The following is a 21,665-nucleotide window of genomic DNA, read 5'->3' as shown; positions in this document are numbered from 1 at the left end:
AATGATACCTAAAGCAAATGTAACAATTCTTGTCTGAAATCAAACTTTACGTTTATGAAAAAATCCACCACAAATCTTATCAAACGTAAATTTCGTCAATTTAAGCCACGTCAAAAACGTTAAAATCAACACTAAACCAAATTTTCACAATATTTAATAATTTTAAATTATTTATTATTTCGAGAATAAATCATTGTAAATCAGTGACTTAATTCAGGTGTCGCAAATCTTATGTCAACTTGGCGTTAATTTTATAAGTAAAGAAAGTTATCTTGCTTATAGTGAACCTCGTCGGGCAAACAAAGCCTTTTGACAAAGAATTCCAGAGGTGGTGCCCCCGCACCACTCCGGCAGCAAGCGAAGGTGTCCTTGACACCCGTGGTATAGTCCCCCCGGCTATACCACGATATTTTTTTCTTAATCTCTATCCCTCTGAATTTAAATACCATTTCCCCAAACACCGTGCTAACAACCTACATTAGCTATCATTTTTGTTTAGTCATTTGGTTATTTCTCGATGAGAATTTAAGTACTAGCAAACTAATTCACAACTGATTGCTATTTTAATTGGCAAATTATTCAGACTTCAACAGGGCCTATGAGCGTAGAAGCGCCTCGTTATCGACGTGTAACGCAGTTAGTCATACGAAAAGAAGTGATCGCTATCAGCTCCACAGCAACAACGCGAGAACCAAAGGGGCGTTTAAATAGAAAGGGATTTTACCTATATCGTTGTACCAGCGGGGCGCTGACCACACAAACACACAAAGGTATAGACTGTGTCCACCCTCGTGGGTTACGTCAATCAACACACCTAAGTACAGATGCCACTACCCGGTAAAATAGGAAAGGAACTAGAAAGCCTCTTCGTGAGCATCGCTCTGTTCAACAAATTGAGTCGGTGAGACACCAAATCGGTGCTTAAAGCGCTGACTAAAGTATGACGGGTCATTAAAACCACAGTCAAAGGCGACATCAGCAACCTTAGCACCCGCCAACAACAAGCGACAAGCATTGTCCAAACGAACCTCACTTAAGTACTCCGAGAAACGTCGCTGAGTCGCACCTTTAAATCGACGCTGCAAACTACGCTCAGAAACAAACAGCATTTTAGCGGCTGTAGAGGTACTAAATTCCGGATCGGCGTAATGTTCCATCACTAACTGCTCTAGTCGGACGATAAATGGATCGCTAGAAGTAAAGGCTGCCGTTTCTCCGGCTAGCTCCTCCACATTCACAATTGAATTCTCATCAAAGGTATGGCTTCTTAGCCAACTCAAACTCATTTTGTTATTACGGCTATTCTCATCGACTTCTAACTGACCACCGCTGACATTAACTAGCTTAACCACTTCCAGCCAATGTTCATCTTGATTGACGTCTGCCAAGATACCATCGTCCATAAAAGTAAGTTGAACTTCGGCTTCGCTGCACTCGAGCTTGATATATACATTTTGATGACGTGAACAACGCTTAACCAGTCCGTCAAAAACTAAGTTGAGTAAGACGTCTAAATTGAAATAATTTAATACCACGTACGCATTTTGCGCCGCAGACATATCCAACTCGACCTCAATTCCGGCTTTGGTAAATTCTTCTCGCCAGCCACCTAAGGTCGATTTCAAAATCATCGACAAATTATAAGCGGGCGAATTTTGCCCGTGTGACTCACGAACATTCAATAATAACTCAAGCTCAGACGAAATCTGTTCAACCATGTGAGATTGCGTCTTAACGCCATCTGGCGTGATATTTCCGTCGGCTGCTCTTAGTCGGTCTTTAAAAGACTGAATCGCTTGACCAAAGATCAAACGTCTCACTTGCAATTGTTTACGCAACTGATGGTTGTTGCTCAACAAAATTCGACTCTGATGGCGCAACTGATTAGTCTTAAGCGCGACTTGTGCTTTGAGCCTACGGTTAGCGCTTGCCATCATTCTTGATCGCCAATACACCGCACCAAACAATAGCGAGAAACCAGAAACCACATACAATACGAGCGCGAATGAGTTCAGATACCAAGGCTCTGAAACCTCAAACTTTAAGCTACGTACTCCACCGCGACCAAGACCATTTACCACAGGACGAACATACAAGGTATATTCTCCCGGGGTTAATCCCTCCATCGCAATTTGATAACCATCTAACGGCGTCCAAATTTTCTCGTTATTTAGACGATACTCGAGTGAAGAACCACTAATACGTGGCATCGTCCCCATTTGAATCGAGATAGAGTCGCCATAAGGAGCAATAATTTTTGACTCATTATCAGCACCAAATGCCACCAACTGTTGATTAACGAGAATTTGAGAAAACAGTACGTTGGTATCAGGTAAAGGCGTTACCGTCAGATCTTTACTTTGTACGCGTATCAGGCTGTGCCATGAGCCCAAAAGTAGTGAGTCCGAATCATTCGCATCGAGTAAACAAAAGCTGTTTCTAAACTCATTATTGATCACGCCAAATGGCTGCCCGTAATGCGCAACAAGTTTACCGTCAAGTGTGTAGTGCGTTAGCCCAGCCGTTGAGGTTAACCATGCCCCCGTGCGATTTTTCATTAAACACTGTGGACTAATATGCTCGTCTACTAAAGGAACCGGGAGCACGGATAGCATATTGATATCGAGGATATTTACGCCATAATTGCTGGCAAGCCAAATCTGCTGCTCACTGCCTTCCGTCATGCCATGAATCGCACCAAATGGAGCACTCTGGGCGATATATTTCAGTTGTCCCTCTTGTAACAGATAAACGCCTCTTTCCGTCCCAAGTACCAGATCATCACCACTTGAAACCAACATTTGGGTGAGTTTACTGCCTAGACTTGAATTAGATTGCCACTGTTCCGCAATGAGTTTTACCCCCTGCTTATTAGGGTCATAACACCAAACACTGTGACTATTTGCTATCCAAATCAGACCCTTACTATCAATAGCAATATGAGTAATCTTTTGACCGTCAAACTGGGCGCTCAATGCGGTATTAGTGATTCGTTCGCCGGTTTTTGCATCCAAAACAATCACGCCTTGGTTTGTCGCTAACCATACTTTGCCATCATACTCGAGCATGTTGTAAACACGACCAGAGTAAACACGTTCTTTGCGCTTATCTTTCTCTATGAAGAAACGGTATAAGCCTGACGACTTCATCACCCAATAGCCTTGCTTATCCTGCATCGCCACCATATTGCTAATTGGAGTATGGATCTGATTCACGCTCAAATCTTGACTTGGAAAACGCTCGAATTTTTCGCCAAACAATGAAAAATACTGAATACCCTTATTGGTTGAGATCCACATTCCACCACTATTATCGTTAACCAGCGATAGAATACGGCGCCCAGTGAGTGCAAACCCCGCATCCTTCTCGCCCGAGTGTTTTTCCATTTCCCCGCTGATAAACGAATAAATATAAAGTCCGTTCTGCGTACCAATCCAATACGATTGTGGCGTTTCAGCAATGACCGTGACATTCGGGGCAGGAATGATGAACTTTGGCTTCGAGGTATTATTAATGTCATACACGACCGCCCCTCGACTCGAACCAAGAATCAACTCTCGACGTGAACTGGAATAGTAAAGTTTATCTATACCGTTCCCTTGAGAACGTGGTACATGACGAAAACCTTGGCTTTCAGACACAAAAACACCGTTATCGGTGGCGATAACCCAACGTTGTTTCACTAACAATGCGTCATTAATCGACAGTTTGAGAGATTCACCATAACGATAAAGCTCCATCAAGGAGTAACTGCTGTATTCGCCATCGGCTATTCGGTAGGTGTGAAAGTGAGCGTCATCTGTGAGCCAGATGTAACCATCGTTCGCGCCCATACTTTCAATTTCAGTACCAGGAGGGAGCTCAAATACAGTTTCACGTTGGCTATGAGACGTCGAGCGATAGACGACATTATTTTCATAAGACCAAAACAAATCATCGTAAATAATGACCTTCTTGGTGCGATAAGGTAAGGCAGAGCCGGTCTTGGGTGCGACGGATTGACCATCGAAGAAGAGCACCTTGTCTCTCACATCGTGGATCCAAAGACCACCGTTTGAGGAAAGGAAAAGTTGTTTTGCAGCGAACACCTTCCCCTGACTCTCGCTCGGCAATGGGTAAAACACTGAAGGCGAAGAATCAAAAGCGTAAACTATCTGTGTTACGAATAAGAGCAACGTAACCCAAAAGGTGCGTTTCACTAACCAATCCTTAAAGCATAAAAAAGCCAGCAATGAGTGCAAACATAAATACACTCATTGCTGCTAGTCGGCTTTATTCTATTGGATAAACGCCTAGTTGAATACTTAAACTATTCTATTTACTAGAGATCACGCAATAAAAAGTGAGTTTATTTGCTTAAACAGTCAGCAAAGCTGTGGGATATTTGATCGATAAAAGTGAAGTAACTACCATTTTTCACTTCGATTTCAGATGCGACCGGATCGAGTTTACCCAGCTTAGCGTTGCTCCCACGCATCACCGACTCAATCACTGCAGGCGTAAACTGTGGCTCAGCAAAAACGCATTTGGCATTCTCATTACGTAGTTCACTGCGAATTTTAATCAGCGTTTTAGCGCCAGGTTTTCGGTCCGGAGTGACGGTGAAATGCCCTAAATTATTCAACTGGTAATCTTGCTCAAAGTAACCGTACGCATCGTGGAACACGTAGTAACCTTGCTGTTGCACTGGCTCTAGTAAAGCTTTGACTTGATCATGTTTAGCGCGATACTTCTCAGCAAATTGCTCATAATTTTTTAGATAGGTTGCTGCATTGGCAGAATCATTTTCCGCAAGTTGCTTGGCAATTGCCTCGGCGACTTGCAGTGTTGGCTGATAACCGAGCCAAAAATGCGGATCATGGCTGCCGTGATCGTGACCATCATGGTGATCATGCCCTTCATGACTAAACTCACGCAGCTTTAAGCCTTCAATTTTTGAAATTTCTAACGTCTGCGCTTTTTGACCGTTTCTTTGCTCCATAACACCAGCAAGGAAAGGCTCTAAATCTTTACCATACCAGATAACCAAATCCGCATCTTTCACTTGCTTAACGTCTGATGGTTTTAGAGCATAGTCATGCGGAGAAGCATTCGATTTTAAAAGTACGTCAGGGTTAGCAACGCCTAACATAATCTCATGGGTGATCATTTGAATCGGTTTAATACTGGTTAAAACTTGCTGCTGTTGAGCAAGCACAGAACCACTGATTGAGGTCATTAAGGGGACAAACAAAAGAGCGAATTTAGTTTTCATGGGAGTAAAGCACGACTGTATAGAATTAGTGAGGAATAAATGTTACATTATAACATTAGTCAATTGCAAATGAGTTCTATTCATGACCGCGCTCATCGAGCTATCCAATATCAATGTTCAGTTTGACGGACGACAAGTATTAGACAACGTCAGTTTGAGCATCAATAAAGGCGAAATCATTACCCTCGTTGGACCTAATGGAGCAGGTAAATCAACCTTGGTTAAAGTTTTGCTCGGCTTACAGAAGCGCTACCAAGGTTCCATCATAAAACCGAAGAAACTCAAAATTGGTTATGTTCCGCAAAAACTGAAACTGAATGAAACGTTGCCATTGGATGTTTCGCGCTTTCTACGCCTGGCTGGACGCTTTAGCCAACAAGAAATTCAAGAGTCACTGACTCTAACCGGAGCACAGCACCTACTCAACAGTGACATGCATGCGTTATCCGGTGGCGAAACTCAACGAGTTCTATTGGCGCGAGCACTGTTGCAAAGACCTGATTTACTGGTATTGGATGAGCCAGCTCAAGGCGTCGATGTTCAAGGACAAATCGATCTTTATGATCTTATCGATACCATTCGTCACCGTTTTAACTGTGCGGTATTTATGGTTTCGCACGACTTGCATTTAGTGATGGCAAAAACCGATCATGTGATCTGTTTGCATCACCATATCTGTTGTTCCGGTGCGCCAGCAACGATTACTCAGCACCCAAAATACATTGCATTATTTGGCGAAACGCGCCAAGAAAAACTCGCGTTTTATCATCATCAACATGATCACCACCACCACGACTTAGCAGGTCAAGCTGTTGGTGGTGAACGCTCAAGCTGCTCTCATCATTCACACGGTCACCATCATCATGATTGAGTTTTTACTTCCCTCTATTCTCGCAGGTCTGGGAATCGCTTTAATTGCCGGTCCGCTTGGTTCATTTGTTGTATGGCGAAAAATGGCTTACTTCGGTGACACTTTAGCGCACGCTTCACTGATGGGTTTAGCGTTTGGATTTCTATTTGATGTCAACCTATATCTCGCCCTTGTTGTATGCTGCTTAGTGTTAGCGGTGATTTTGGTGACGCTGCAGAGACAACAGGTTGTTGCTGCCGATACATTACTTGGCATTCTCGCCCATAGCGCCCTCTCGCTTGGCTTGGTCGCAGTAAGTTTTCTTGACGACGTACGAATCGATTTAATGAGTTACCTATTTGGTGACTTGTTGGCAGTATCACCACAGGATTTAATTTTTATCTATTCCGGTGTTGTCGTGGTCGGGCTTATTTTGATGCTATTTTGGCGTCCACTGCTTTCAACCACCATCAACGAAGAGCTGGCGAGCGTAGAAGGTCATAATGTTGACTTAATGCGCCTTATTTTGATGCTGTTGGTTGGCTTAGTTATCGCTGTTGGAATGAAGTTTGTCGGCGCATTGATTATCACTTCGCTATTAATTATTCCAGGCGCAACAGCAAGACGATTTGCTCGCACTCCTGAGCAAATGGCTATGGTGGCATCCATTATTGGTATGATAGCGGTACTCGCCGGACTGAGCCTCTCTTGGCACTTCGATACCCCCGCCGGTCCTTCGGTGGTTATCAGCGCTGCTGCGCTATTCCTACTGAGTCAGTTCAAGAAAATCGCATAAAAAAACGGCTTCCCTCGGGAAGCCGTTTGGTTTTAACCAACTGAGTTATTATTTCTTATCTATACATTTAATATATGTTAGCCGCGGTGCTATGCACCTTCGTTATAGAGTTCTAGGCTGGCTAAATCTTGTTGAATCTCAAGCTGAGTTTTCGCGTCATCGCTACGCAGCGATTCTAGATATTCTAAATATTGCTGCGTGATGTCACCGGTCACATACTCGCCACTGAATACTGAGGTTTCAAACTTGGTAATATCATTGTTACCAGAACCTACCGCAGCGACTAGATCTTCCAACGTTTGGAAAATCAGTTCATCAGCACCGATTTGTTTACAGATTTGTTCGTTATCACGACCATGCGCGATTAGCTCATTGGCAGTTGGCATATCAATTCCGTATACGTTCGGGAAACGAATCTCTGGCGCAGCTGAAACCATGAATACTTTTTTAGCACCAGAATCACGCGCCATTTCGATGATCTGCTCTGAAGTCGTACCGCGAACGATCGAGTCGTCGACCAACAGAACATTCTTATCTTTAAACTCTGAGCGAATCGCATTCAGTTTACGGCGAACTGATTTCTTACGCTGCTGCTGACCCGGCATGATAAAGGTACGACCAACATAACGGTTTTTAACAAAGCCTTGGCGGTAAGGCGCATCAATCGCTTGCGCAATTTGCAGCGCAATATCACACGATGTTTCAGGGATAGGAATGACAACATCAATATCGAGGTGGCTGTATTCATCACGAATACGTTCACCCAGCTTTTTGCCCATCTCTACGCGCGCGGCATACACTGAAATCTTGTCAATGAACGAGTCTGGGCGCGCAAAATAGACGTATTCAAACATACAAGGGTTAAGTTGTGGATTATCCGCACACTGCTGAGTATGTAATTGACCATCAAAAGTCACATATACCGCTTCACCTGGAGAAACGTCACGGATAAAGTCAAAGCCAACGGCATCTAATGCCACTGACTCAGACGCAACCATATACTCTGTTTGACCTGCAACTTCACGTTTACCTAAACACAGAGGGCGAATCCCTTTAGGGTCTCGAAAAGCAATCATGCCGTGACCAATGATCATCGCCGCAACCGCGTATGCGCCGCGAATAGTACGGTGCACATTCATCACTGCGCGGAAAACGTCTTCTGCGGTTACTGTACCTTTGACAGTATCGATTTCGTGAGCAAGGACATTGAGCAGAACTTCTGAATCAGAAGTGGTATTGAGGTGACGACGGTCTTTAGCGAAGAGTTTTTCACGCACATCGTTGGCGTTAGTGAGGTTGCCGTTGTGGGCGAGAGTGATACCGAATGGAGAGTTTACGTAGAAAGGTTGAGCTTCTGAGGCACTGGAACTGCCTGCGGTTGGGTAACGAACATGTCCTATTCCGACGTTACCTTGCAACCTTTGCATGTGCCTCGCTTCAAACACATCCTTGACTAAACCGTTCGCCTTACGCAGACGAAAACGATTGCTTTCTATGGTACAAATACCGGCGGCATCTTGGCCACGGTGCTGCAATACAGTCAAAGCGTCATAAATAGACTGATTAACAGGCGTTGTGCCCACGATTCCAACAATACCACACATGTCCTAACCCTCGATTTGCGACAATGGCTGGCGCGTTAAATCGCGCCAGATAAGAAACTCGATGATGCTTGTAGGTGTTCAAAAAACGGTTCAATAATCAATTTGAAATGAGGAACTAACTCCGAAGTCGTCCACCATTCACTTTGATTGAACGTCGTGAAGGTATCAACAAAGAACAGAACTGCAGCAACAATTAATACGCCACGCAATCCGCCAAAGACAATCCCCAACACTCGGTCTGTACCCGACAAACCCGTTTTTTGGATCAACTGCCCAATCACATAGTTAACCAACGCACCTACAATCAGCGTGGCAACAAAAAGAGCAGCGATGGCTGCGCCATTACGAAACATTTCATCTTCGATTTTGGTGAAGTACACAGCAAGTCGTGCGTAGTACTGACTGGCGATAAAAAACGCACCAAACCAAATAACCAGAGACAAAGCTTCTTTAGCGAAACCACGTACAAGGCTGATTAAAGCCGATAGGCTAATCACACCCAAAATTACAATATCTAACCAATTCATGTGTATTCACATCTTCAGTTGGCGCGCATTTTAACAGAAAAAACGGCGACGCAAACGTTTTCTTAAGGATTTAGTGGTTTAAATTTAAGCAATCGACCTTTTGAGCCGGTAATTTTTTCCAACTCCGCGATCTGACGCTCTAGTTTATTTTTTGACACATCTGGACCAATTATCACTCGAGTAAAACCATTATCGAGTTTTGTATGAGCCTGATAGCCACGCTTTTGCAGATCTTTAACCACGTTAGCGGCATTGTCAGCATTCTTTAGCGCCATCAATTGAATAATCCATGCGCTTTCTTGATATTGATTACGCTCAGGCACCTCTTTTTCAACCACTTTGACGGTGGCTACTTCTTCTGGCTGACTTTGTTCAATCACCACTTCAACGGGAGTTGGCGGTAAAGAAGCGCTGTCATCTTCAGGAGCGAGTACCTCAAAAGTTTCAACATCACTGTCCAACTCCGGTTTAATTGGAATGCTTGCTGTCTCTTCTTTGTAATGCGTTTTTTGACCATCAAGTACGTCAGGCAGCACGATCACCCCGATAGAAACAAGGATGATGGTACCGACTAAACGATTTTGGAACTTACTTGCCATTTATTCTCCTTTTGTCTGCCAGTGTTCTAATACTTCACCAACAGTATGGAATGAACCGACAACGATAATGACATCTTCTGCTTTCGCCTGTGTCATTGCCGCATCAAATGCTTCAACTGGCGATGGATATTGCGTCTGCTCTGCAGGCAGATGTTGGCACAATTCATCTGCTGTCGCGGCACGAGGTCCCGTCAATGAAGCCGGATACCATGCACTTGCAAGCGGTGACAAGATCTCTAATGTCGATTTAATATCTTTGTCATGCAGCATCGCGACTACCATGTGAATGGTTTTATTCACATATTGCTGTTGCACTCGATCAACTAGATACTGGGCAGAATGCGGGTTATGTGCGACATCAAGCAACACCATCGGTTGTTGATGAATGATCTGCATACGACCCGGCAAAGTCGCATTATTTAAACCGTTAACGATATTAACGTCACTGATATCAAGGTTAGCGGTGGCGAGTGCCATTAATGCCGTTGCCGCATTTGGCAGAGGCAAACTTGGTACCGGTAGCGCTTCAAGTTGATAAGAGCCATGAGTCCAACACCAAGTGTTATCCTCTGTCAGGGTGTAGTTGTACTGAATACCCACTTGATAAAGCTCTGCTTGAATATCATCAGCATGGGCTGCCACTGTTGCTGGAGCTTTAGGCTGACCACAAATTGCCGGTTTACCGCTGCGGAAAATCCCCGCCTTCTCATAGCCGATCACATTGATATCATCACCCAGCCAATCGACATGGTCGATCGCCAAACTGGTAATGACCGAGACATCGTGATCGACAACATTAGTGGCATCTAAGCGACCACCAAGACCAACTTCAAGGAGCACCACATCAACTTTTTCAGTTTGGAATAAGCGCAATGCTGCCAAAGTGCCATATTCAAACAAGCTTAAGCTAATATCGCCGCGTTGCTTTTCAATAAAGTCGAAGGCTTGAGTATGCTTTTCATCACTGAGATCTTCACCATTTACGCGTACTCGCTCGTTGTAGCGAATCAGGTGTGGAGAACTGTAAACACCGACTGAGTAACCAGCATCCAGTAAGATGGCTTCCATTAACGCACAGGTAGAGCCCTTACCGTTGGTTCCGGCAACAGTTATTACAGTTGGAGCAGGTTTGATCAAATTGGCTTTCTGAGCGACCGCTTGAACGCGATCTAAGCCGAGGTCGATTGCTGAAGTGTGTATATTTGCTAAATAATCAAGCCACATCGCGAGTGGAGATGTGGCTTGAGGAATAAGAGTCTGACTCATCTAACTTTAACCAATGATTCCGTGGTTGTTTGTTAGTGGTACTTTACCCTTTTTCGTCCGCTTCTGGTACAGAATACTCAGCTTCTTGCGGAGAATCATTCACAGAAACAACAAGTGGTGAAGCTGAATTGGTCAATTTCGCGAGCATGCTGCTTACACGTTGACGCATTTCACGGCGGTCAACAATCATATCGATCGCGCCATGCTCAAGTAAGAACTCACTGCGCTGGAAACCTTCTGGCAAGTCTTCACGCACCGTTTGTTCAATTACACGACGACCCGCAAAACCGATCAGTGCTTTTGGTTCACCGATGTTGATGTCACCCAGCATGGCTAAACTTGCCGATACACCACCCATGGTTGGGTCAGTCATAACCGAAATAAATGGTAGACCTTTTTGTGATAAACGTTCTAGAGCCGCACTGGTTTTCGCCATCTGCATCAGAGACATTAGTGCCTCTTGCATACGTGCGCCGCCACTGGCTGAGAAACAAACCAAACCACAGTTGTTTTCCATTGCCGCTTCTACTGCTTTAACAAAGCGAGCGCCAACAACAGAGCCCATTGAACCGCCCATAAATGAGAACTCAAAAGCACAAGCTACAACAGGAATACCTATAACTTCACCCTGCATTACAACAAGTGCATCTTTCTCACCACTGCTTTTCTGTGCAGCAGAGATACGATCTTTGTAACGCTTAGAGTCTTTAAACTTAAGCTTGTCTTGTGGCTCAAGATCGTTGGCAAGTTCTACACGGTTAGTATCATCCAAGAATGTTTCCAGACGACGACGCGCTTTCATACGCATGTGATGGTCACATTTCGGACATACTTCTAGGTTACGCTCTAGTTCAGCATGGTAAAGCACTTGCTCACATGAAGTACATTTAGTCCAAACACCTTCAGGGATAGACGCTTTACGAGAACTTACGATATTGCTTTTTTCTAAAATCTTTTCAAGCCAACTCATGGAAGACCTTTTCTCTATCAATCCTCCGCGCAAGGCGAAAGATATAAAATCTGAATTTATACGTGAGGATTAAAGCATATAAAATGCCAAGTGTAGACAAAAAACTGGTTGTACCTATTTTTGTTACCCTACTCCAACACGGCGTTCGACTGTCTCGTTAGCTCATATGTAACACACTGACCTAACGAGGTATTACTCTTATTTATGAACTAAATACTATAAATTAGTTCAAATTATCTGGCAAAAATAGCGGACCGATCGGAGCGCGTGGCAGATCAAATTCTTGCGGGTAATCCACATCAACCAGATACAAACCTTCTGCTTTTGCCGTTGCGCCCGCCAATTTACGATCTTTTGCTTCGAGTAACCATTTGATCCACTCGGGATCTTGTTCACCACGTCCAACACACAGCAGACTACCAGTAATGTTGCGCACCATGTGGTGTACAAACGCATTGGCTTTGATATCAATCACCACATATTGACCGTGGCGAGTCACGTTTAAGTGCATCAAATTACGCCATGGACTGTGTGACTGACAATGAACTGCACGGAATGAAGTAAAGTCATTTTCACCCAGCAAGTATTGACCTGCTTGGTGCATTTTTACTTCATCTAAGTCGCCATGATAGTGGCTGACGCCAGAATGCAAAATGCCTGGTCTTAATGCGCTATTAAAGATGATGTAACGATAACGGCGTGCTGTCGCAGAAAAACGCGCATGAAACTCTTCTGGAACCTCTTTTGCCCATCTAACCGCAATATCTTTGGGAAGATTAGCATTCACACCCATCATCCAAGCCACCATTTTACGGTTGGCTGTTGTATCAAAGTGGACAACCTGACCAGTGCCGTGAACGCCGGCATCAGTGCGTCCTGCACATTGAACTTCCACCGGATGATTGGCGACAATACTTAATGCACGTTCAAGCTTCTCTTGCACGCTTTGAACTTCTCTTTGACGTTGCCAGCCAAAGTAGTGAGTACCATCATACTCAATACCTAAAGCGATTCTCATCTTGGTCTCTCTTAGAAAATGGGGTCGGAAGTATAACTAAACTACTATACCCTCGCTACCCCATGATATAAAAACAAAAGGGGCATAAGCCCCTTTAATAATGTTTCGTGGTTAACGATAAGCGATTAGGCGCGACTATTGATGCTATCGATCAGCCTTTTCGCTTCACGACGGATCTCATCACTGCCATCGACAATCGCTTCTTCTAGTAGTCTGACCGCGCCAGAAGCATCATTCATCTCGATATAAATCTTAGCTAAATCCAGTTTACCTGCCGCTTCAGAGTTCGAATCGACATCGATGTCGCTCATTTCGCCGATAACATCAGGGAAATCCGCTAACCCCACATCTAGCTTGAGCTCTTCTGTATCAGGGTCGAAACCAGCCTCTTGCTGCTCAACTTCAGCCATCAATTCGTCGATGGTGCGATATTGATGATCGCGAGGGTTAAAGTCAGCGAGATCCTCTTGGCTTTCCCAATCTTCGTTATGAACCTTCGCTTGAGCGGGTTGGTTATCGTTAGACCAAATTTGCTGCTCATCTTCAGGAATATCATCTGAGATACTCGCTTGCTGCTCCGGAGATAAACTAAAGCCATTCCAATCTTCACCGCCGAATTCAAGCATGGCATCGATATCCATACCTGCTGAATCGCTCACTTCGCGATCTACCGGTTTAGTGATTGGCTGAAACTCTTCGCCTTCTTCATCGAGAAGTTCACTCAAAGTGCGCTCATCATCGTAATCGCTCGGCTGAACACTCGGTGCTGCCGCTTGCGATGAACCGGTAACAAAATCCTCTCCGCCAAATAATCCAGCTAATACATCGCCTTCATCTAAGGTACGATCTAAGAAGTGATCTTGAATCGTTTCATCTGGCTCGCCGGAAGCGGCAGATTCTGCGCTTGGCAAATCCAACTCATCGAAGTCAAATTCAATTTCATCGCTGTCGAGCTTTTCTACTGGTGCTGGCGTTGGCGCCGCTTCACTTTCAATTTGAGGTTCAGCAACACTGTTTTCAGCCATTGGCGCATCAACACTTTCTAGGCTTGTTGCATCAAAGCTTGGCTCATTTGCAAAGTCCGCCAGTGCTTGCTCTTCACCATATTCTGGTAAATCCCGCTCATCGAAATCAAATGCAACGTCATCGCTGTCGAGCGTTTCTGCTGGCACTGGTGCCGCTTCACTTTCAACTTGTGGTTCAGCAACAGCGTTTTCAGCCGTTGGCGCATCAACACGCTCTGCACTTTGTGCATCAAAGCTTGGCTCATTAGCAAAATCTGCCAGTGCTTGCTCTTCACCGTATTCTGGTAAATCCAGCTCATCGAAGTCGAATTCAATTTCGTCGCTATCGAGCATTTCTGCAGACGCTGGAGCCGCTTCACTTTCAACTTGAGGTTCAGCGACAGCGTTTTCAGCCGTTGACTCATTAGCAAAATCTGCCAATGCTTGCTCTTCACCGAATTCAGGCAAATCCAACTCATCGAAGTCGAATTCAATTTCATTGCTATCAAGCGTTTCTGCTGGCGCTGGCGCCGCTTCACTTTCAACTTGAGGTTCAGCAACTGCGTTTTCAGCCGTTGGCGCATCAACACGCTCTGCACTTTGTGCATCAAAGCTTGGCTCATTAGCAAAATCAGCCAGCGCTTGCTCTTCACCGTATTCAGGCAAATCCAGCTCATCGAAGTCGAATTCAATTTCATCGCTATCGAGCGTTTCTGCTGGCGCCGCTTCACTTTCAACTTGAGATTCAGCGACAGCGTTTTCAGCCGTTGGCGCATCAACATTCTCGACGCTTTTTGCATCAAAGCTTGGCTCATTAGCAAAATCAGCCAGTGCTTGCTCTTCACCGTATTCAGGTAAATCTAACTCATCAAGCTCAATTGGAGTCTCTTCACGCTCGCTCAACTCGTCATCAATCGATTGATGAGTGGTTAATTCTGGTTGTTCTGATAACTGCGGCTCAACAGGCGACGTTTGTTGCGCTGCTTGCTGTTTGTCCCACTCTTTATCCCATTCAGCCACCTCAGCCCAATCAGCATCAGAAACCGGTTGATACTCATCATCCTCTGAAATCTCAGCGTTCGTTACAGGTTCCTCACCGCGCAACTCAGCTAATGCGTTCGCGGTTTCCTGATCATCATCCACCAGCCAGTCATCATCACTTGGCATACCAAATTCATTTTCAACAGCCTCTAGTGCTGCTTTAGGCTGCTCTGGCTCTGGCTCTGGCTCTGGCTCTGGCTCTGGCTCTGGCTCTGGCTCTGGCTCTGGCAACGATTGTTCTACCGCACTGTTGTGCTGGTCAAGCTCTGGTTGCTGAGCATCATCACCAAGCTGGTCAAAACTGAACTCACCTAACAGAGGATCTTCTTCTGGCGCCACGTCAAGCATGTCATCAACAAAATCTTCACTTGAAAATTCACGTGATGGTTCTACCGACGGTGTATTCTGCTCTTCGGTCGCCAGCAGATCTTCACTATCGCTTTGCGGCAGCTCTGACTGAACGTCGTCAAGTAATTGGTCAATATCAAATGCTGAATTCGTTTCAGCTTGAGGCTCGCCCTTTTCAATCTCGAGCAGTTCTTCGAACAACTCCGTACCATCGTCACCTATTGATAAATCATCTTCGCTGTCATCATCTTTAAAAAGTTCATCTAATAAGTCGGTACTGTCTTGGTCATATGGCGATTGAGTTGCCGATTCATCGTCATCATCAAGCATCTCATCGAGCAAATCGATTGAATCGATATCAAACGCATCATCCTCAGCTTCTGATGAGTCGCTCTCAGCCGTTAAGCTGTTTAGCTCGCTCGCAAAATCACTTTGCGGCTTGTCAATCTCAGGCGACGCATCATCAGATGTGTCATCATCAAGTAGCTCATCGAGGAGTGCGGTCGACTCTAGATCAAACTCATCTTGCTCTGCTTGCTCGTCATCACCATCGAGTAATTCATCGAGCATTGCCGTTGAATCAGCATCAATCGTCTCTAACGAGTCATCATCACTGTCATCTAGCCACTCATCCAACAATGCCACATCGTCATCATCTGAGCTCAAATCAAACTCATCTTTGCCACTGTCGAGTAGATCATCCAACTCACCTGACTGAGCAAGTGGCTGTTGTGCGTCTTCGTCGCTAGCTAGCAACTCATCAAATAGCGCGGTTGACTCTTGTTCTAACTGGCGTATAGCGTCTTGGTCCGGTTCAGTTGCTTGCGATTCAACTTGGGCAAACAAAGCGTCAATTTCATCATCCGACGTGACATTGAACGCATCGGATTCAGCCGGATCTTTTTCCGCCTCAATTTCATCGCTCGCTTCTGCCAACAGATTGTCGAAATCTAATTCAGAACCATCATCTTCGATTTCAACATCACCACTTAAGAGCTCATCTAGCATGGTTTGGTCGAGCGCATCATCTAACTCAACGTCCTTCTGCGCTGAATTAAATAGATCATCGATATCATCTTGACCCACTGGTGAATCAGACAGGTCGAACTCATCGTCAGACAGGTCATCTTCAATGATGACGTCATCCAACGCGCGCTCCATTTCTTCAAGACCTAGCGCTTTCTCTTCTGCATCAACGCTGATACCGTTACTGCTAATACCTGGTGATGCAATAGACTCATCCAATACCCCATCTTCATTGATTGCGGCAAATGGATCTTCGTCATCATTCTCTAAATTGAAGTCAAGATCATTATCATCAAGGTCAGCAAAGACGTCTAAGTCATCATCTTTACTCGGCTCACCATCCAGTTCTGCTGAGAATAACAAATCATCATCACTGGATTCGCCAAATAGATCGTCATCAAGATCAAGCTCATCTTCAACGTCCTGATCTAAGGTATCAGGAACCACAGGCGCAATCGGTGCATTAGGTGAAGACTGGAGTTCATCAGAGTTAGCTTGTTCAGATTCATCCTTCTTGCGACCCAATAGGGTCATCACAACCAGACCAATCAACAACGCCGGGATCACTGCCATCGCACCTACTAGCCAACCATTGGACAAAATGTTATCCATCGTGCTTGGCGCATTGCGGCTCTCTTCCGCTAATCGCTGACGCTCTGCTTCTAATAATTTCTCGACTTCTGAGCGAATACGGTTTTCATCACCTAGCTCTTGTTTCAGACCATCAACTTCAGTCTGCACGTCTGCTAACATCAAACGCAGTCTGTGGTTCTTCTCTTCAAGCGCAGCGAGTTCCGACTCTGACGATTGCAGTTGCTGCTCAAGATTAACCACTTCTTTTGGCTTACCCGTTGGTGCAACTGGCTTAGGCTCCACCGCTGGCTTGGTAATAGCTGGTGTGCGGTTTGGCAACTGCGGTTTTTCAACCACTGTCGGGGCTGGAGTCGCCACAGGTTGAGGCTTAGCTGGCAACGCACTTGCTGGCGCTGGCGCGTTACCGTCCAAGCGAGCTTGGTGAAGGTTCATAATACGAACAGCTTCATCGGTCGAAACACTGCGAGCCTGAGCAAGAGAAGGGATACGAAGAGTACTGCCCGGGATCAGTGTATGGATATTTTGATTTTCAAACGCTTGTGGGTTGAGCTGATAAATCGCCAACAGGGTTTGTTGGACTGACACTTGATTAGATGGGCGAAGTTGTGACGCCACTGACCATAGTGTCTCTTGTCCACTAGTCGGACCATAAAAACGAGATGGTTCGCTAGCAGAAGAAGCTCGGCGCGTAATTTGTTCAGAAAATTGTGGTGATGATTGAATCTCACCATTCGGTCCCGTAAGGCGAATACTCTCTGCACTTACAATGGTTGTCTGAGTCACGGCTACCAATGCAATCGGCATTAATAGACGTTGAAGAAATCGACGCATAGAAGGCTCAGCTCGGTGCTCTTAATAATTAATTTCGATGATCTGCTAAATATATCGGATCATAGAGGCAAAACTATAGCCGTAGAGCCAAAAAATGTGTGCCTAGCTTAATAATCGCATTAATCTCACACATTTTTTTCAATATCGACTAAAAAAGCCCCGCATATTGCGAGGCTTGAAGGGCTGGTTCAAATAAACAGCTTAGTAGTAATCGCGGATTAACACTTCAGCGATTTGCACGGCGTTCGTTGCCGCACCTTTACGCACGTTGTCCGCAACTACCCATAGGTTGATACCGCTATGGTGGCTAATATCGTTACGAATACGACCCACCATTACGTGGTCTTTACCACCGGCATCACGTACTTGAGTTGGGAAATCTTCACCATGGAACACTTCAACACCTTCGGTGTTCTCAAGTAGTTGAATTACTTCTTGCGCATCGATTGGCGCGCGAGTTTCAACGTGCACTGCTTCAGCGTGACCGTAGAAAACAGGTACGCGCACACAGGTCGGGTTAACCGTAATTGAAGAATCATTAAAGATTTTTTGTGTTTCCCACACCATCTTCATCTCTTCTTTGGTGTAACAGTTTTCCATCATTTGATCGATTTGCGGAATACAGTTAAACGCGATCTGTTGTGGGAATTGCTCCGCTTCCGCAGGAATACCGTTCAGCAGTTTTGCCGTTTGACCAGCAAGTTCATCGATACCACCTTTACCTGCGCCAGATACTGACTGGTAAGTCGATACGTTGATACGCTCAATACCGACTGCATCATGAATTGGTTTTAGAGCAACCAACATTTGGATCGTTGAGCAGTTTGGGTTAGCAATAATGTTGCGGTTACGGAACTCAGCAATTGCTTCTGGGTTCACTTCAGGAACCACCAGTGGAATATCGTAGTCGTAACGGAATTGTGATGTGTTATCGATTACGATCACACCTTCCTCAGCTGCAACTGGTGCCCATTTTGCTGACAGTTCGCCACCCGCTGAAAACAGAGCAATATGCGCCTGAGACCAGTCAAACTCATCGACGTTTTGTACGCGAATTGTTTTGCCATTAAAGCGGTAAGTTTTACCTTCGCTACGTTCACTTGCTAGTAGGAACAATTCGCCTACTGGGAACTTGCGCTCTTGCAACACTTCAAGAATCGTTTCACCGACAGCGCCCGTCGCACCTAGTACGGCCACATTGTATTGTTGGCTCATTCACTTACCTCAATTTGAAAACCTAATTTCGCTAATGGTGCCAAATTACACGCTTGGCTACCCACTAACGTTACCGCGCCATATTCGCGGCGATCCCAATAATCCTTGCGCATTTTATCAAATGAACCTGGTTTTGCGATCTCACGGCGGAACAACGCATCATCTTTACGCACATCATAGATGATCTGAGTCAGATTGTGCAGCGTCGCTTCATCCCAAGCATATTGCAATGTCGCGGTTGGTACTGGCGCAATCGGCAGTAGATCGGCAGCCGCGGCGGTTTTTGCTTCACCAAGGAACTCACAGTAACTGTTGAAAATCATCGTGGTTCCGCGCGCTTTACCCTCAAGACCGTAACCTGCAACATGCGGGGTCGCGAATGCTAACAGAGGTAGAAGCTCCATATCAACTTCTGGTTCAAACTCAAACACGTCTAACGCGGCTGCGAAACCATCTTGCTTTTGTAAGCGCGCTTTAAGTGCTTGGTTATCAACCACTGGACCGCGTGCCGCGTTGATAAGAATTTGGTCACCACGTAATGAGTTCAACACTTGCTCATCAATCATATGGTGAGTTGGGTAATCACCTTGGCGGGTGATTGGTGTATGCAACGAAATGATGTCAGCTTGTGCAAGTAGCGTTTCCAGCGGAGTAAATTCGCGCGCATCACCTTCGGCTTGCTTAATTGGGTCATTAATCAGCACCTTAATGCCAATGCCTTCAAGGCAGTGTTGTAGGTAGCTACCCACCTGACCTGCGCCCACAATACCGACTGTTTTTTCAAACACTGAGAAGCCTTGCTGTTGTGCCAGTACCATCATTACGCTGAATACATATTCGGCAACACCAACTTTGTTACAACCCGGCGCAGCGGTAAAAAAGATACCACGTTCACGCAACAACTCTTGATCGACGTGGTCCATACCCGCCGTTGCAGTACCGACAAATTTGAGTTTATTCGCTTTAGCAATAAGCTCTGCATTTACTTTGGTCACCGAGCGGATCATTAATGCATCCACATCCACTAAATCATCAGCAGTTAAAGTACGACCAGGCTTTAAAATCACTTCGCCAAGCTGCTCAAATAATTCTTGAGCGTAAGGCATGTTTTCATCAATTAGAATTTTCATTTCACTTCGTATTCTTTTGCGGTTTTACTGGATTGTGCAGAATTCAATAACAAGTGTCGAGCGCTGCGTTTTGCCTATTATGAATGGTTTGAGACGACTTATCAGATACCCACTTCGCAAACTGTTCGTCAAAAGCATTCAACTTTGCTTACTTTGCCAGCAAATGGCTCATTTTGTTTAGATTTGACAAATTTTAGGCAATAAAAAACCGGCCCCAGATGAGGCCGGTAAGATCCAGAACAAAAGGATTTGACCCGCTCTCCATGGGCCAAATTTTGCGTCTGTTCGACCAGAGTTGTTACACTCCGATCAAGCTCTGGAAACTGGGTTGTCAGCTACATAACTCTAACTGACGAATTCAGTTAACCTTGATACTTTTTAATCACTAGCGTGGCGTTAGTGCCGCCAAAACCAAAGCTGTTAGACATAACAGTGGTGAGTTCTGCTTCACGCATTTCAGTAACGATATCTAAACCGTGCGCAGCTTCATCTAGCGTTTCAACGTTGATGCTTGGTGCAATAAAGTTATTGTCTAGCATTAGCGTTGAGTAAATTGCTTCGTGAACACCAGCTGCACCTAGCGCATGGCCAGTCATTGCTTTAGTTGCAGAAATTGCAGGGCTGTTGTCACCAAATAGCTCTTGGATAGCACCAAGCTCTTTAACGTCACCAACTGGCGTTGATGTGCCGTGAGTATTCACGTAATCCACGCTTTCAACTGCCTGCATTGCCATCTTCATACAACGCACCGCACCTTCACCTGATGGCGCTACCATGTCGTAACCGTCAGAAGTCGCGCCGTAGCCTACGATTTCACCGTAGATTTTCGCGCCACGGGCAAGTGCATGCTCTAGTTCTTCAACCACTAGCATGCCGCCGCCGCCAGAGATAACAAAACCGTCACGCGCTGCATCGTATGTACGAGAAGCTTTTTCTGGCGTTTCGTTGTATTTCGTTGATAGTGCGCCCATTGCATCAAACATCATAGTTTGCGACCAATCTAGCTCTTCACCACCACCCGCAAATACGATGTCTTGTTTACCAAGTTGGATAAGCTCCATTGCGTGACCAATACAGTGTGCAGATGTTGCACAAGCTGAACTCATTGAGTAGTTTACGCCACGGATTTTAAATGGTGTTGCCAGACACGCAGACACTGTTGATGACATAGTACGTGGCACCATGTAAGGACCAACACGCTTAACGCCTTTCTCACGCATTGTATCAGTCGCAACAGTTTGGTTTAGTGCTGAAGCACCACCAGAACCTGCTACGATACCAGTACGGTCATTAGATACCTGCTCTTCAGTTAAGCCGGCATCTTCAATCGCTTGTTGCATTGATAGGTATGCGTACGCAGCCGCATCACCCATAAAGCGCATCTGCTTACGGTCGATGAACTCCGCTGGGTTGATTTTTAGATCACCCCAAACTTGTGAGCGCAGACCGTGTTCTTTGAACTGCTCAGAAGCAGTGATACCAGATTTACCCGCTTTAAGAGACGCTAACACTTCTTCGACGTTGTTACCGATACTTGAAACAATACCCATACCGGTGATTACGACTCGTTTCATTATCACATTCCTATAATT

The 21,665-nt window shown here is 45.3% G+C and carries 14 protein-coding genes; 2 read left to right on the top strand and 12 right to left on the bottom strand.

Annotation, left to right across the window (positions count from 1 at the left end):
- Positions 1–854: 854 nt before the first annotated feature.
- A complete protein-coding gene (locus GZN30_RS02670) occupies positions 855–4,031 on the bottom strand; it encodes a helix-turn-helix domain-containing protein (protein WP_232060443.1) in 3,177 nt (1,058 codons plus the stop codon).
- 317 nt (positions 4,032–4,348) lie between these two features.
- A complete protein-coding gene (gene znuA, locus GZN30_RS02665; protein WP_232060442.1) occupies positions 4,349–5,218 on the bottom strand; it encodes a zinc ABC transporter substrate-binding protein ZnuA in 870 nt (289 codons plus the stop codon).
- A gap of 118 nt (positions 5,219–5,336) precedes the next feature.
- Here znuA and znuC point away from each other — a divergent pair, with 118 nt between their 5' ends.
- The gene (gene znuC / locus GZN30_RS02660; protein WP_075652264.1) at positions 5,337–6,125 is read left to right on the top strand and encodes a zinc ABC transporter ATP-binding protein ZnuC; all 789 of its coding nucleotides are present in this window, start codon (positions 5,337–5,339) and stop codon (positions 6,123–6,125) included.
- Positions 6,118–6,900 carry a zinc ABC transporter permease subunit ZnuB gene (znuB, locus tag GZN30_RS02655; protein WP_075652263.1) on the top strand — a complete coding sequence of 261 codons (783 nt, stop codon included), beginning with the start codon at positions 6,118–6,120 and terminating at the stop codon, positions 6,898–6,900. The genes znuC and znuB overlap by 8 nt, the downstream gene beginning before the upstream one ends.
- A gap of 89 nt (positions 6,901–6,989) precedes the next feature.
- Here znuB and purF read toward each other — a convergent pair whose 3' ends face one another.
- From purF to fabB, 10 genes are all read right to left on the bottom strand, one after another.
- Positions 6,990–8,504, bottom strand: a complete 1,515-nt coding sequence (gene purF, locus GZN30_RS02650; RefSeq protein ID WP_075652262.1) for an amidophosphoribosyltransferase — start codon at positions 8,502–8,504, stop codon at positions 6,990–6,992.
- Between the two features lie 35 nt (positions 8,505–8,539).
- On the bottom strand, positions 8,540–9,031 hold the full coding sequence (locus GZN30_RS02645) for a CvpA family protein (protein WP_075652261.1): 492 nt from the start codon (positions 9,029–9,031) through the stop codon (positions 8,540–8,542).
- A gap of 62 nt (positions 9,032–9,093) precedes the next feature.
- The gene (locus GZN30_RS02640; RefSeq protein WP_075652260.1) at positions 9,094–9,630 is read right to left on the bottom strand and encodes an SPOR domain-containing protein; all 537 of its coding nucleotides are present in this window, start codon (positions 9,628–9,630) and stop codon (positions 9,094–9,096) included.
- Positions 9,631–10,896, bottom strand: coding sequence for a bifunctional tetrahydrofolate synthase/dihydrofolate synthase (gene folC / locus GZN30_RS02635; protein ID WP_075652259.1), 1,266 nt, complete (start codon positions 10,894–10,896; stop codon positions 9,631–9,633).
- Positions 10,897–10,939: 43 nt separating this feature from the next.
- Positions 10,940–11,866 (bottom strand): acetyl-CoA carboxylase, carboxyltransferase subunit beta, encoded by a 927-nt coding sequence (accD, locus tag GZN30_RS02630; protein WP_075652258.1) that lies wholly within the window; start codon positions 11,864–11,866, stop codon positions 10,940–10,942.
- A gap of 223 nt (positions 11,867–12,089) precedes the next feature.
- Complete coding sequence (gene truA, locus GZN30_RS02625) at positions 12,090–12,884, bottom strand: tRNA pseudouridine(38-40) synthase TruA (RefSeq protein ID WP_075652257.1); 795 nt, start codon at positions 12,882–12,884, stop codon at positions 12,090–12,092.
- 125 nt (positions 12,885–13,009) lie between these two features.
- Positions 13,010–17,728 carry a FimV/HubP family polar landmark protein gene (locus GZN30_RS02620; RefSeq protein ID WP_161987024.1) on the bottom strand — a complete coding sequence of 1,573 codons (4,719 nt, stop codon included), beginning with the start codon at positions 17,726–17,728 and terminating at the stop codon, positions 13,010–13,012.
- Positions 17,729–17,929: 201 nt separating this feature from the next.
- Positions 17,930–18,943: an aspartate-semialdehyde dehydrogenase gene (locus GZN30_RS02615; protein ID WP_075652674.1), complete on the bottom strand. Its 1,014-nt coding sequence runs from the start codon at positions 18,941–18,943 to the stop codon at positions 17,930–17,932.
- The gene (locus tag GZN30_RS02610; RefSeq protein ID WP_075652675.1) at positions 18,940–20,073 is read right to left on the bottom strand and encodes a 4-phosphoerythronate dehydrogenase; all 1,134 of its coding nucleotides are present in this window, start codon (positions 20,071–20,073) and stop codon (positions 18,940–18,942) included. The genes GZN30_RS02615 and GZN30_RS02610 overlap by 4 nt, the downstream gene beginning before the upstream one ends.
- A gap of 362 nt (positions 20,074–20,435) precedes the next feature.
- On the bottom strand, positions 20,436–21,647 hold the full coding sequence (gene fabB, locus GZN30_RS02605; protein WP_075652676.1) for a beta-ketoacyl-ACP synthase I: 1,212 nt from the start codon (positions 21,645–21,647) through the stop codon (positions 20,436–20,438).
- Positions 21,648–21,665 lie beyond the last annotated feature (18 nt).

Origin of the sequence: Vibrio ponticus (assembly GCF_009938225.1) — a bacterium.
Classification (GTDB): Bacteria; Pseudomonadota; Gammaproteobacteria; order Enterobacterales; family Vibrionaceae; genus Vibrio; species Vibrio ponticus.
Note: the sequence above shows the minus strand (reverse complement) of the source record. Positions and strands in the feature narration are given on the sequence as shown.